Raw genomic sequence first — 14523 nt, 5'->3', positions numbered from 1 at the left:
AAATATAGCGCGGTAGAATCCGCCACCTATTTCCCCTTGACTTAGACTAGCCCTATGAAATTCCCTGGACAACGTAAATCAAAGCACTATTTTCCGGTTCACGCTCGTGACCCTTTAGTAAGCCAAGCTCAAACGAGCAAAAGAATGTCACGTACCCATATTATCGGTATTGACCAAACTTTGGTGGATATTGAAGCAAAGGTGAGTTCTGAGCTAATCGAGAAATATGGCTTAAGTAAGGGACACTCTTTGGTTATTGGTGATGAAGCTGCTGAATCTTTGTATCAAGAATTAAAAGAACAGTGCCTGATCACTAATGAATACGCAGGTGGCACGATCGGTAACACATTACACAATTACTCAGTATTGGCGGATGACCGTTCAACACTGTTAGGTGTAATGAGCCAAGATATTAAAATTGGTAGCTACGGTTACCGCTATTTATGTAATACATCAAGCAGAATGGATCTGAACCATTTACAAGGGGTAGATGGCGCAATTGGTCGCTGCTTTGCATTAATTACAGAAGATGGTGAACGTACTTTCGCAATTAGCGAAGGACAAATGAACCAATTAAAACCAGAAAGCATCCCTGAGAAAATTTTCAAAAATGCTTCTGCTTTAGTATTAACGGCGTATTTAGTTCGTTGTAAACCAGGTGACCCTATGCCTGAAGCAACAATGAAAGCTATTGAGTACGCGAAGAAATACGATGTACCTGTTGTTTTAACGCTTGGTACTAAATTCGTTATTCAAGATGATCCAGAGTTTTGGAAAGATTTCCTTGAACAACATGTAACCGTTGTTGCAATGAACGAAGACGAAGCTGAAGCATTAACTGGTGAAAGCGATCCTCTAGCTGCTTCCGACAAAGCACTGGATTGGGTAGACTTAGTTCTATGTACAGCAGGCCCTGTGGGCTTGTTTATGGCGGGTTACACAGAAGATGCAGTGAAGCGTGAAACATCATTACCGTTGTTACCAGGCTCGATTGCTGAATTTAACCGTTATGAGTTTAGTCGTCCCGCACATAAAGATTTATGTGAAAATCCAACGAAAATCTATTCGCATATCGCACCTTACATGGGCGGCCCAGAAAAGATTAAGAATACGAATGGTGCCGGTGATGCTGCGTTGTCTGCTCTATTACATGATATGGCCGCTAATAAGTACCATAAAGAAAATGTGCCTAACTCAAGTAAGCATCAGCATTCATTCTTGACGTATTCTTCTTTCTCACAAGTTTGTAAATATTCAAACCGCGCAAGTTATGAAGTATTAGTTCAGCACTCGCCACGATTATCTCGAGGCCTTCCTGAAAGAGAAGATAGTCTAGAAGAAGCGTACTGGGAAAGATAAGGCATTTTTTTGATTTATATTTCACTATTAGAAATATAAAAAAGGCTCCGAAAGGCTGTCTCTTATACACAAATCCCTAAGCCACGCTTGGGGATTTTTTTTGAACTATTTTTAGGTTTCATGATCTGATCATCTAAGCAATGACAAGGATGATTATCATGACCTATATAGAGCCAACCCTTTGGGCACAAAAACAGTTCGGTCAAGCCCACCTTAATGACCCTAGACGCACTCAAAGACTCGTTGCTCTCGCAGCCTCACTGGCCGAGCAGCCTGGCGTACCCGTCTCGAAACTCATTATCTCCCCTGCTGAAATGGAAGGGGCTTATCGCTTCATCCGTAATGAGCAAATCAAAGCAGAAGATATCGCAGAAGCGGGTTTTTATGTCACCGCACAAGAAGCATTAGAGCAACAAACACTTCTTGCCTTAGAAGACACCACTTCTCTCAGTTACTCCCATCGCAGCATTCGAGATGAACTCGGGCACTCCAATCAAGGCAATCGACATCGCGCCATGTTCGTACACTCAACCTTACTTTTTGCTCCCGACACTCAATCTGTTATTGGTTTAATTGAACAACAGCGCTGGACTCGTGATATAGAAAAGCGAGGTCAAAGGCACCAGCATGCGACTCGACCATACAAAGAGAAAGAAAGTTATAAGTGGGAACAAGCCTCTCGCCATGTCGCTGAGCGACTTGGCGATAAAATTTCGGATGTCATTTCTGTGTGCGATAGAGAAGCCGACCTATTTGAATACCTCACTTACAAGCGAGAGCAACAACAAAGGTTCCTCGTTCGCTCAATGCAAAGCCGCTGTATTGAAGAGCATGATAATCGTCTTTATAGCTATGCCTCTACCCTGTTATCAGCCGGAGAGAAAGTGCTCGAAATACCGCAAAAAGGCGGTCGTAAAGCTCGCAAGGCTCATTTAGATATCAAATATGCCCCCGTGACACTCAAGTCTCCTGCTAACAAGAAAGAGTTCGATAACATTCCGCTTTACTACGTGGGATGTATAGAACAAGGAGAGAGTGGTAATAAGCTCGCATGGCACTTACTGACTTCAGAGCCGATAACGAGCAAGGAAGAGGCACTCAAAATCGTCAGTTATTATGAGCGGCGCTGGCTAATAGAAGATTTTCATAAAGTCTGGAAAAGTGAAGGGACTGAAGTTGAGCAACTGAGAATGCAAAGTAAGGATAACTTAGAAAGGCTCAGCGTCGTTTTGGCTTTTATCGCGACTCGGTTACTCCAGTTGAGGTTTATGAATGAATCAGACGAGTTATCTAAGAGCAGTTGTGAGCAGGTATTAAAAGGCAAAGCGTGGAAGTTAATGTGGCTCAAGTTGGAGAGCAAAAAACTACCGAAAGAAGCGCCTAATATATCATGGGCTTACAACGGTATTGCTCGGTTAGGTGGTTGGAAGAATACCAAGCGAACAGGTCGCGCTTCTATAAAGACGTTATGGCAAGGATGGCTTAGGTTACAAACCATCCTTGAAGGGTATGAACTCGCTAAGTCTCTTGATTAACCAGACTTGTGATCAAGAGACAGCCGAAAGGAGCCTTTTTTGTTTCTGAATATATTGAAGCCGTAAATAATACTTTAGTCGACTTAAATATTAATTCTATTGCTTAGTGAGTTATTGATTATTCACTTAGCAAACTCGATGCCTTAAAGAGCAAACTCTTCTAGAGATTTACCAGCATCTAGTTGTTCTTGGATAGCTGAAGGCGTACGGCCTTGACCTGTCCAAGTTTTTTCGTCGCCATTCGCGTCTACGTATTTGTATTTCGCAGGGCGAGGAGCACGTTTAGATTTTGTTGTTTTAGATTTTGCTTCACCAGAAAGTGCAGCAATAAGATCGGCAACATCGATTCCGTCTTTTGCAATTTGTTCTGCGATAGCAGAAAGCTTAGCTTCTTGCTCTGCTTTTGCTGCGCGTTCTTCAGCTTCAGACTCTTGACGTTCTTGTACAACAATAGTCAGCTTGTCTAGCGCTTCTTCAAGTTGCTCAAGAGTTAATTCACGTGAGAACGCACGAAGGCTACGGATATTTAATAGAGTTTTTGTTAATTCAGACATGATATTTCCCATCAAGGTAAACTAAATAATCCTCCTAATAATAAACAGAGGCTAAGAATAAAACAAATAGTATTTCTTCTATTAGTTATTTAAATAAAAAAATGAGACGAGTGCTTTAAGATGAAAAGATAGACCTCTAATGAACTTATAATAACTATTAAGAATATCTTAAAAAAAACAGGTGATATCTGATATGTGTTAAGTGGAGTAATCCGTAAAAGTTGACTATTCTTCTATTGATTACTTCATTAACAAAAAGCTATTTTTCTCGGAATGATATGTTGCATTGTTGCTCTTGATGGGTACAATTGCGGCTACCTGATGCGGTGCTTTGGTTAATCTGTTGTTAAACTCTGGTTTACACGGTTAATAATGTTACCGCACGTAGAGGTGCAATTATAAAGAGTAGTTTTCGTTGGGGTGATGCCAATGAACGGGAATGAAAGGTGTAATTGCCGAAGTAAATTGTATATCTAAGCAATTTGCTGGGGTTGTGCTCAATAGGTACAACACTGCCATAGTCTTAATTTTAAACTATGGAGCGCTACTGTAGGGTTGGGTGAAGTGTTCACTTCCCTTTCGCTTAGTTCAACATGAGCTTGATAAGCCGTATCAAGTTTATCTGCAGTAGATCTCTAGCCAAATAAAAAACTGGTTTTTGAAGATCATGAATTTAATAGATTTTGCAACATCGCCTTTATCGCTGCTTCCTCCCTTGGTTGCCTTGACTCTTGCTATTGTTACCCGCCGTGTATTAGTTTCCTTGGGTGTCGGTATCGTCATGGGTGCGATTCTACTTGCTGACTACTCGGTAGGTAACGCAGCTAGCTACGTCTTTACTAAAGTATCTGGTGTTTTCATCGAAGATGGTGGTATTAACACTTGGAACATGAGTATCGTTGCTTTCCTAATTATCCTTGGAATGACAACGGCATTATTAACACTGTCTGGCGGTACTCGCGCATTCGCTGAGTGGGCGCAGTCTCGTGTTAAGAGCAAACGTGGTTCAAAACTACTTGCTGCCTTTTTAGGTGTATTCATCTTTGTTGATGATTACTTCAACAGCTTAGCGGTAGGTGCCATCTCTCGCCCTGTAACTGACCGCTTCTACGTATCTCGCGCTAAGCTAGCTTATATTCTAGATTCAACTGCTGCTCCTATGTGTGTGATCATGCCGGCTTCTAGCTGGGGTGCTTACATCATCACTATCATTGGTGGCATCTTAGTGACACACGGTGTGACAGAGTATTCTGCACTGGGTGCTTACGTTCGCCTTATCCCAATGAACTTCTACGCAGTGTTCGCACTATTAATGGTGTTTGCTGTTGCGTGGTTTGGTTTAGATGTTGGCAAAATGCGCGAGCATGAGATCGAAGCCTCTCAAGGTCGCGGTTTTGAAGGCGATAATGATCAAAAGCAAGCGCACGATCTAAACGAAGAGCTAGATATTCAAGAGAGCGAAAACGGTTCTGTTTCTGATCTCGTTATGCCAATCGTAGCGTTAATCGTCGCGACGGTTGCAGCAATGCTTTACACCGGTGGCCAAGCGCTTACTGCTGATGGTCAAGCATTCAACTTACTTGGTGCATTTGAAAATACAGATGTAGGTAAGTCTCTGGTTTACGGTGGTGTGATTGGTTTACTCGTTGCGCTAGCAACGGTATTCAAACAGAAACTACCTATGGCTGATATCACAAGAACAATGTGGATTGGTGCAAGCTCAATGTTTGGCGCTATCCTTATCCTTGTATTTGCATGGACGATTGGTTCTGTTATTGGCGACATGAAAACAGGTTCGTACCTATCCTCTCTAGCAACAGGTAACATCGATTACCACTGGCTACCGGTTATCTTGTTCCTTCTTGCTGGCCTAATGGCGTTCTCGACAGGTACATCTTGGGGTACGTTCGGTATCATGTTACCGATTGCGGGTGACATGGCTGCAGCCTCTGACATCGCGCTAATTCTTCCTATGCTAAGTGCGGTTCTTGCGGGTTCTGTATTTGGTGACCACTGTTCTCCAATCTCAGATACAACGATTCTGTCTTCTACAGGTGCGCGTTGTAACCACATTGATCACGTATCGACTCAGCTCCCTTATGCGCTGTCTGTGGCGTTCGTATCGTGTATTGGTTTCATCACCCTAGGAATGACATCATCAACTGGCATTGCATTTGGCGCAGCGTCTCTAACGTTTGTTGCGGTATGTTTTGCATTGGCTTATTTCTCTCGTTGCAAGATAGCAACGTGTAAAAGCTAGTCATCATTTGATTGAATAATGAGAAGGGAGGCGTTTGCCTCCCTTTTTTTGTGTTCGTTAATTTAATTTTAAATTTCGTGAAAAAAGTTCGAATAAATGGTTGAAAAAGGGTGTCAGCTTAGTTAGTGTGGAGACAAGACAGTAAACAACCTAAGAGCTGATAAGTATGCGTAAATTAGTAATGAACATTCATCACCATCATCACCCTATCTAGTCTTTCGGGGAGATTTACGTATACCCGGGAGCAAGAATTCTCCCGGAGGTTAAGTCAAAGAATTTAGATTTAAACCCTCGGGACGACAAAGTCTTCCGAGGGTTTTTTAGTTTTAGCACTTTTAAATAATCAATAAATTCAAATATTTGCACAGGGATACAGCAATGCAGACACAACGCCTAAGAATCGCAATTCAAAAGAAAGGTCGCTTAAGTAAAGAGTGCCAAGATCTACTTAAAAAATGTGGTGTTAAATTTAACATCATGGGTGAGCGCTTAGTTGTTCATTCACTAAATATGCCAATCGACTTGTTATTAGTTCGTGATGACGACATCCCAGGTCTTATCATGGATGGTGTGGTTGACCTTGGTTTCATCGGTGAAAATGAACTAGAAGAAGTTCGCCTAGACCGTGTTGCTTTAAAAGAGCCATCAGAGTTTCGCACACTACGTCGTTTAGACTTCGGTGGTTGCCGTCTTTCTATCGCGATTAACAAAGACGAAGAATACAACGGCCCACAAGATCTAGCGGGTAAACGTATTGCGACAACTTACCCACAACTACTGAAAGCCTACATGGACGAGCAGGGTGTTGAATTCAGCGCTTGTATGCTAACGGGTTCGGTTGAAGTTGCGCCTCGCGCAGGCCTAGCAGACGCTATTGCCGATCTAGTTTCTACAGGTGCGACGCTAGAAGCGAATGGCCTAAAAGAAGCAGAAGCTATCTTCCAATCTAAAGCAACATTGATTCAGCGTGTTGGTGAGTTCGATGCAGACAAAACAGCTCTGATTGAAAAACTACTGACTCGTATGCAAGGTGTTCAACAAGCAAAAGAGTCGAAGTACATCATGCTTCACGCGCCTACATCTCAGCTAGAGCAAATCAAAGCATTATTGCCTGGCGCTGAAGATCCTACTGTTCTTCCACTATCAACAGACAAAGACAAAGTTGCCGTTCACCTTGTAAGTACCGAGAACTTGTTCTGGGAAACTATGGAACAGCTGAAAGAGTTGGGTGCAAGCTCGATTCTAGTATTACCAATCGAAAAAATGATGGGGTAGTGACGATGAGAACCGTTGTTTGGCAATCTTTAAGTGAATCACAGCAAGACTCGGTACTAGAGCGTCCAGCTATTACTGAAGGTGCAAACATCACAGCGACTGTTTCTGATGTTATTGCAAAAGTACGAAATGAAGGCGATGCCGCACTTAAAGAACTGACTGAAAAGTTCGATCGTGTGACTCCAGAATCCATTCGAGTCAGCTCGACTGAGATTGAAGAGGCATGTGCTCGTTTAACACCAGAAATGAAGCAAGCGTTAGAGCAAGCTTATAGCAATATTGCTAAGTTTCACGAAGCTCAGAAGCCGCAGCCAATTAAGGTTGAAACACAGCCAGGCGTTGTGTGTGAGCAAGTGACACGCGCTATTAATACTGTTGGCCTTTATATTCCGGGTGGCAGCGCGCCACTTCCGTCAACGGTTCTTATGTTAGGTGTACCCGCTCAAATCGCGGGTTGCCGCAAGGTTGTGCTTTGTTCACCTCCGCCAATCGCGGATGAAATCTTGTATGTCGCTAATCTTTGTAAAATCGATGAGGTTTACAATGTAGGTGGTGCTCAAGCTGTTGCGGCGATGGCTTACGGTACGGAGAGTGTCTCTAAAGTAGATAAAATTTTCGGTCCTGGTAATGCGTACGTAACGGAAGCTAAGCGCCAAGTAAGCAATGACTTCCGTGGTTCTGCGATTGATATGCCGGCAGGCCCATCGGAGGTGATGGTGATTGCAGACGAAACTGCGGATGCTGACTTCATTGCTGCTGATCTACTGAGCCAAGCTGAACATGGCCCAGATTCACAGGTTGTATTAGTAACACCATCGCCAGTTATTGCCGACCAAGTAACCGATGCGGTTCAGAAGCAACTGAAAGAGCTGTCTCGTGCGAACATCGCTCAGCAAGCATTGGCTTCAAGTCTAATCATCATTGCTGAATCGATCACTCAAGCGATTGCGATTTCGAATTTCTATGGCCCGGAACACTTGATTGTTCAGACCAAGAGTCCACGTGAACTGCTGCCGTTACTAGACAATGCTGGTTCAATCTTCTTGGGTGACTGGTCTCCAGAATCTGCAGGTGACTACGCATCAGGCACAAACCACGTTCTTCCGACTTACGGCTATACCAAGACTTATTCAAGCCTAGGTTTGGCGGATTTCTCTAAGCGTATGACGGTACAAGAGTTAACAGCTGATGGCTTACAAGGCCTAGCGCCAACGGTAGTCACAATGGCGGAAGCCGAAGGTTTGGACGCACACAAACGTGCGGTGACCATCCGAGTTGAAAAATTAAATCGATTTGAACAGCTAAATAAAGCGAAATAAGGGTAGGGCATGGAAAAGTTAGCAAGAAAACAAGTTCAGGCTCTTACACCTTACTTGTCTGCAAGGCGCATTGGTGGCAGCGGAGATGTATGGTTGAACGCCAACGAATCTCCGTTTGATAACGAGTACACCTTAAATCTGACTCGACTTAATCGCTACAGCGAGTGTCAGCCTAAAGAGCTAATCGATGCTTACGCTCAATATGCGGGTGTTGCACCAGAGCAAACGTTGACTACTCGTGGTGCTGACGAAGGCATTGAACTACTGATTCGTGCTTTCTGTGAGCCGAACGAAGACGCTATTCTTTACTGTCCACCCACTTACGGTATGTACGCAATCAGTGCAGAGACGATTGGTGTTGAGCGTAAAGTGGTGCCTCTGACTTCTGAATGGCAATTGGATCTTCCAGCTATTGAAGCTCAACTTGACAACGTAAAAGTGGTGTTTGTTTGTAGTCCAAATAACCCAACAGGTAACTTAGTTAACCGTAAAGACATCGTTAAACTGCTTGAAATGACACAAGACAAAGCGATTGTGGTGATGGATGAAGCGTATATCGATTTCTGTACAGAAGCGTCAACGGTCGACTTGCTTGAGCAATATCCGAACCTTGCGATTCTGCGTACCTTGTCGAAAGCTTTTGCTCTGGCGGGTTTACGTTGTGGCTTTACGCTGGCGAACAAAGCGCTTATCGATGTACTGTTGAAAGTGATTGCGCCTTACCCAGTTCCAATTCCAGTTGCTGATATTGCCGTTCAAGCGCTTTCTGAACAAGGGCTTGCGCGAGCGAAGTTCCAAGTTTTGGATTTAAGTGCTAACCGAGCGTATTTGCAAGCTGGTTTGTTGGGTATGCCTCAAGTGACGGTATTTGATGGTTGGGGTAACTACCTGCTGGTTAAATTCCCGAACGGCGATGAGTTGTTCAAAGCGGCATGGGACACTGGCATCATCTTGCGTAATTCGCCAATTGAAGACTGTGTTCGTATTAGTATTGGTAACCGCGAAGAGTGCGAAAAGACACTTGGATTCATTCGTAACTTTTTTCAGTAACGAAAGGCTTACCATTAATAACATTTGTCAGTCTGAGTTGATTAAAAACAGACTGGCAAATGAAACCAATATTTTGGGTTAGCGTTTGATTTTAGCTAGGCCAGCAGATTTAAAATTAAAAGGAAGTTCAAGTGAGTAAACAACAGAAAATACTTTTTATAGACCGTGATGGCACCTTAATTGTTGAGCCGCCAGTCGACTTTCAAGTAGACCGTTTAGACAAACTAAAATTCGAACCGTTAGTTATTCCTAGCCTACTTGCACTGCAAGATGCGGGTTATCGCTTAGTGATGGTGACTAACCAAGATGGTCTAGGTACAGATAGCTACCCGCAAGAAGAGTTCGATGCTCCACACAATATGATGATGGAGTTCTTTGAGTCTCAGGGCGTTAAGTTTGATGATGTTCTAATCTGCCCTCACTTTGATGAAGACAATTGCTCTTGCCGCAAGCCTAAGCTGGGTATGGTTAAGGAATACCTACAGGGCGGTAAAGTTGACTTCCAAAAGTCAGTCGTGATTGGTGATCGAATGACGGATCTTCAACTTGCTGAGAACATGGCAATTCGTGGTATCCAATACGGACCAGATGCGCAAACTGAAGGCACGCTTAACTGGCCACAAATCGTTAAAGATCTGACGGTTAATGCGCGCATTGCTGAAGTGGTTCGTACCACTAAAGAAACGGACATCAAGGTGGCAGTAAACCTTGATGAAACCGGTGGCAACAAGATCGATACTGGCATGGGTTTCTTCGATCACATGCTTGATCAAATCGCGACACACGGCGGTTTCCAAATGAACCTGACTGTGAAGGGCGATCTACACATTGATGATCACCACACAGTAGAAGATACCGCTCTTGCTTTAGGCCAAGCATTGAAAGATGCATTAGGCGATAAACGTGGTATTGGCCGCTTTGGTTTCAGCCTACCAATGGATGAGTGTTTGGCTCAGTGTGCGCTAGACCTTTCTGGCCGTCCATACCTGAAGTTCGATGCTAAATTCAGCCGCGAGCAAGTGGGTGACCTTTCAACAGAGATGGTGGTTCACTTCTTCCGTTCTCTAACCGATACATTGGCTTGTACGCTACACCTTTCTTCTGATGGCAATAATGATCACCATATCATTGAGAGCCTATTCAAAGCGTTTGGTCGTACTCTTCGCCAAGCAATCAAAGTTGAAGGTAACGAGTTACCAAGCAGCAAAGGCGTTCTGTAAGGCTAACGTTAGCAAGGAAAAACAATGAAAGAGCAGAAAGTCGTTATTATTGATACTGGTTGTGCCAACGTTTCCTCGGTGAAGTTTGCGATTGAACGTCTAGGCTACGCAGTTGAAATTTCAAAAGAACCAGAAGTTGTTCTTGCTGCGGACAAGCTGTTCCTACCGGGTGTAGGCACAGCAAGTGAGGCAATGAAGAACTTGCAAGAGCGCGACCTTGTTTCTCTTGTGAAGCAAGTAGAGAAGCCTTTGCTAGGTATTTGTTTAGGTATGCAGCTGTTAGGCAAATTGTCTCAAGAGAAAGGCCAAAAGGCTGACGAGTTAGTTGAATGCCTAGGTTTGTGTGACGGTGAAGTTCGTTTACTTCAAACGGGCGACTTGCCTTTACCACACATGGGCTGGAACACAGTAACCGCGACACCTAATCACCCTCTATTTAAAGACATTGAAGAAGATGAATACTTCTATTTTGTTCACAGCTTCGCAATGCCGGTGGGTGACTACACAATCGCACAATGTGATTACGGTAATCCGTTCACAGCCGCAGTGCAAAGTGGCAACTATTATGGTGTTCAGTTCCACCCAGAGCGATCTTCGAAAGCTGGCTCTAAGCTGATTCAGAATTTCTTGGAATTGTAATAAGGATTAGGCAGCGGCTAACGTTGCCCTATAAGGAATGTAAATGATTATTCCCGCGTTAGATTTAATTGAAGGTCAAGTAGTTCGCTTATTCCAAGGAGACTACGGGCAAGTAACAGAATACAAAGTAGACCCAGCTGAGCAGTTTAACTTGTACCACCAAGCTGGCGCAGGTTGGCTTCACCTTGTTGACTTAACGGGTGCAAAAGACACAACGGCTCGTCAGTTAGACTTGATTGCTAAGCTACTGGCTAGCACGCCTGCAAACATCCAGATTGGTGGTGGCGTGCGTAACGAGCAAGACGTTGTTGATCTGCTAGAAGCTGGCGCACAACGCGTTGTAGTTGGTTCTACAGCAGTTAAGCAACCTGAGTTGGTGAAAGGTTGGATGGAGAAGTACGGCGCTGAAAAAATCGTACTGGCTCTGGATATCAATATTGACGAAAGCGGCACACGTAAAGTCGCGATTTCAGGTTGGCAAGAAGATTCAGGCGTGACCATTGAAGCGCTAATTGAAGATTACCTCACGGTTGGCCTTAAACACGTTCTGTGTACTGATATTTCACGTGATGGCACGCTAGAAGGGTCAAACGTAGAGCTCTATGTTGATCTCTGTAAACAGTACCCACAAGTGCAATTCCAATCATCGGGTGGCATTGGCAGCCTAGCTGATATCGAAGCACTTAAAGGCAGCGGCGTTGCGGGTGTGATTGTTGGTCGTGCACTGCTTGATGGCAAGTTTACCGCAGAGGAGGCATTTGCATGTTGGCAAAGCGAATAATTCCTTGTTTTTGGTGGTCGTTATATTAGTGCTGGCTGATGTATTTCGATAGTTTTTAAGTAAATTATTGTTTTTAATGGTTTTTATCTATATTGGTAGATATTCTTCATTGAGGGTATCTACTGGTATTTATAATTATAGATGCAAATGCGATGCAAAAAATGTATTCTTGATGCAGATGTGATGCAAAAAGGAATGCATTCTAATGAATGAAAACTCACAAATACCGCGTAAATTCTCTAGAACCTTTATCCAAGACCTATCTAAAAATGAACCTGATAGCGTTCAAAAAATCTACAAAGATACTGCAAAAAATTCTAATGGTTTGATGTTGAGAGTTTCTCCTAAAGGGAGACTGACTTATGTTGTACACGGCAGGATCAAAGCGCATGGAAAACAAGCGCAATTCTTCACCGTGGGCAATGCTGAGGAGATATCGCTATACAACGCTAGGTTGATAGCTGAAGAGTTTCACGATCTCATGTCTAAGGGAATGCACCCTGTAGATCATTATAAGAGCAGGGTAAAAGTTATCACCATGCATGATCTTCACGAGCATTACATTAGTAATAAAACCCTTAAAAATGAGACGGTTAAAGAATATAATAATGATTTCATGAGACTCAGCAAACGCTTTCGAACAAGAAACGCTTTAGATATTAAACGCGATGATGTTCTTAGAGAGCATCAAGCAGTTTCTGTCAGGCATACCAATTATATGGCGGATAAAACCCTTCAGCGCGTTTCTGCTTTGTACAGACATGGGATGAAGCATTTTTTAGATGGCGACGAACTGAGCTTGTTTAAGAAAAACCCTGTCAAAGTACTAGATGATACTGACGGGTGGTTCGTAAATGGAGGCCAGTCTCGAAGAAAGATGGCGTGTATTGACACTGATGATTTACCAAGCCTTTTACGCGCACTGGATGAAATGAAAGCATACAGGGGTAAGAGAAAATTTCTTCATAAAGAGTCGCAAAGTGCCATTGTAGCTGCTCATTTCTTTCGGTTTTTACTTTTTACAGGATGGCGACCAGAAGAAGTAAGCAAAGTTAAATGGAGTCAGGTTTCAAGTTGTCTAACTGATATAACATGGAATGATGAAGAAGCAGCCAGTGGGTTGAAAAATGCTGAAGAGCAGTATCGTGCACCATTGAATCGAGAAGCAACAAAGACTCTCGATAGTCTTAGAAGTTATAAGTTTAATAGTCCGTATTTGTTCCCAAATAGCACGCTAACGAATCATTTCAAACAAAACCCCTCTGACTATATAGATATGCTAGGAAGCTTGGCTGATACTGGGAAACGATATACAGCGGGAATTTATCGTAAGACCTTTCAAACATATGCAGAGTTTATTGGTATACATGAAGTTACGATCAAAAGGCTAGTTTTTCATACGCAAAAGCACTATACAACGCAAGGGGGCTACATATTTGCGAACCGCGAACACCTAAGGCGTCAGAGTCAACGAGTTGCTGATTTTATTCTTCATTATGCAAAAATGCATGAGCTCATCGAATTTCAGGATGTAGACATTAATATGTCGTTTGTAGAAGCTGCTAGAGAAGAAATTGCTAATAATGAAAATAATTTTCAATTAGTAAGTGAAGTTTTAGAACATTGGATGACCATTGGAAGAAAGTTTGATCAGATGCGTTAGCTAGGCTGTTACCCTTTGCTAGAAACAAAAAACGCTCCCTAATTATTGGGAGCGTTTGTGTTTATTGCCCGTTCTGGCGCATTTTCCGAGTGTCTGATTTTAGGAAGTAACTTATTTCAAAATGCTGTTTTGTATTTGGGTTGAACCCTGATCTCGTACCACTGCATGGCACAGAACCAGGTCTTACCACCCGACCATATTTCAACCATTGATGCGGGGTCTTTTTTACTTCGCATTCGTCAAAATAGTAATAGTTTAAGTTCTTGTATTGGTCGGGTATTTGTAATACGTCAAAAAATGGGTGGTGAGTAGCTTCACTGCGTACAGGTTTAGTTTGAGAAATATGAAAGTAAACCCCTTTCTTTTCTTTAGTGCCTACTGCGCCTCTCACTGGATACCGCTTGTCTTTGATTGGCAGCGCTAACCACTGCATTGCTGTGCGCATTTCACTACTTGTAACCGTATTGTTTGAGTCCATATTTTACCTTTTTATTCTAATTATTGGTGTTCTCAGGACGAATGTTATCGATTGTTGACTAGGTTAGTCCATACTAAACAATAGATATTATACGATTAATTGAAATTTAAATTTGAAACGTTCATAAGTAGTCATTTTTTAAAAAATGACTACTTACCAGCTTGCGACGCAAGCTGAAATTAACGATGTGCTTCTCATGATAAGAGGGGGGGGGGAGTTGTGCCTTATCTTGGATTTCGTATTCGAAAAATAGGATGCTATTTGATGTTAAGGTAATTCTATATTGAGCTATTACATTTATATAATGACTCATTTCAAAAGTACCTGTCAAGCTGAATTTAATCTTAAGTGTATGTTTTTTAAAATATAATCGATAATGGATATTTGTCA

12 protein-coding genes, 1 riboswitch and 1 other annotated feature are annotated in these 14523 nt (G+C 42.8%); of the genes, 10 read left to right on the top strand and 2 right to left on the bottom strand.

The window, feature by feature from the left end:
- Positions 1-54: 54 nt before the first annotated feature.
- The gene (locus tag OCV30_RS10150; protein WP_065679623.1) at positions 55-1359 is read left to right on the top strand and encodes an inosine/guanosine kinase; all 1305 of its coding nucleotides are present in this window, start codon (positions 55-57) and stop codon (positions 1357-1359) included.
- 158 nt (positions 1360-1517) lie between these two features.
- A complete protein-coding gene (locus OCV30_RS10145) occupies positions 1518-2894 on the top strand; it encodes an IS4 family transposase (protein ID WP_102265919.1) in 1377 nt (458 codons plus the stop codon).
- A 143-nt stretch (positions 2895-3037) separates the two neighbouring features.
- Here OCV30_RS10145 and OCV30_RS10140 read toward each other — a convergent pair whose 3' ends face one another.
- Positions 3038-3448, bottom strand: coding sequence for an H-NS family histone-like protein (locus OCV30_RS10140; protein WP_012604381.1), 411 nt, complete (start codon positions 3446-3448; stop codon positions 3038-3040).
- Between the two features lie 377 nt (positions 3449-3825).
- A riboswitch (Lysine riboswitch) is annotated at positions 3826-4003 on the top strand.
- Between the two features lie 112 nt (positions 4004-4115).
- On the opposite strand from OCV30_RS10140, the gene OCV30_RS10135 reads away from it, so the two are divergent.
- The 8 genes from OCV30_RS10135 (at position 4116) to OCV30_RS10100 (ending at position 13655) form a co-directional block, all read left to right on the top strand.
- Positions 4116-5708 (top strand): Na+/H+ antiporter NhaC family protein, encoded by a 1593-nt coding sequence (locus OCV30_RS10135; protein ID WP_029223134.1) that lies wholly within the window; start codon positions 4116-4118, stop codon positions 5706-5708.
- Positions 5709-5897: 189 nt separating this feature from the next.
- Positions 5898-6033: a sequence feature (His leader region), on the top strand.
- Between the two features lie 53 nt (positions 6034-6086).
- Positions 6087-6983, top strand: a complete 897-nt coding sequence (hisG, locus tag OCV30_RS10130) for an ATP phosphoribosyltransferase (RefSeq protein ID WP_004734571.1) — start codon at positions 6087-6089, stop codon at positions 6981-6983.
- Positions 6983-8302 carry a histidinol dehydrogenase gene (gene hisD, locus OCV30_RS10125; protein ID WP_065679883.1) on the top strand — a complete coding sequence of 440 codons (1320 nt, stop codon included), beginning with the start codon at positions 6983-6985 and terminating at the stop codon, positions 8300-8302. Before hisG ends, hisD begins: the two co-directional genes overlap by 1 nt.
- 9 nt (positions 8303-8311) lie before the next feature.
- The gene (hisC, locus tag OCV30_RS10120) at positions 8312-9352 is read left to right on the top strand and encodes a histidinol-phosphate transaminase (protein ID WP_065679884.1); all 1041 of its coding nucleotides are present in this window, start codon (positions 8312-8314) and stop codon (positions 9350-9352) included.
- Positions 9353-9483: 131 nt separating this feature from the next.
- Complete coding sequence (hisB, locus tag OCV30_RS10115) at positions 9484-10572, top strand: bifunctional histidinol-phosphatase/imidazoleglycerol-phosphate dehydratase HisB (RefSeq protein ID WP_065679885.1); 1089 nt, start codon at positions 9484-9486, stop codon at positions 10570-10572.
- 24 nt (positions 10573-10596) lie between these two features.
- The gene (hisH, locus tag OCV30_RS10110; RefSeq protein WP_065679886.1) at positions 10597-11211 is read left to right on the top strand and encodes an imidazole glycerol phosphate synthase subunit HisH; all 615 of its coding nucleotides are present in this window, start codon (positions 10597-10599) and stop codon (positions 11209-11211) included.
- Positions 11212-11254: 43 nt separating this feature from the next.
- The gene (gene hisA / locus OCV30_RS10105) at positions 11255-11992 is read left to right on the top strand and encodes a 1-(5-phosphoribosyl)-5-[(5-phosphoribosylamino)methylideneamino]imidazole-4-carboxamide isomerase (RefSeq protein ID WP_012604374.1); all 738 of its coding nucleotides are present in this window, start codon (positions 11255-11257) and stop codon (positions 11990-11992) included.
- A gap of 205 nt (positions 11993-12197) precedes the next feature.
- Entirely contained in the window at positions 12198-13655 is a 1458-nt protein-coding gene (locus OCV30_RS10100) for an Arm DNA-binding domain-containing protein (protein ID WP_065679887.1), read from the top strand.
- A 61-nt stretch (positions 13656-13716) separates the two neighbouring features.
- Here OCV30_RS10100 and OCV30_RS10095 read toward each other — a convergent pair whose 3' ends face one another.
- On the bottom strand, positions 13717-14133 hold the full coding sequence (locus tag OCV30_RS10095; protein ID WP_065679888.1) for a hypothetical protein: 417 nt from the start codon (positions 14131-14133) through the stop codon (positions 13717-13719).
- Between the last annotated feature and the right edge of the window lie 390 nt (positions 14134-14523).

The organism is Vibrio atlanticus (assembly GCF_024347315.1).
GTDB lineage: Bacteria > Pseudomonadota > Gammaproteobacteria > Enterobacterales > Vibrionaceae > Vibrio > Vibrio atlanticus.
This window is presented reverse-complemented; position numbering and strand designations above follow the sequence as displayed.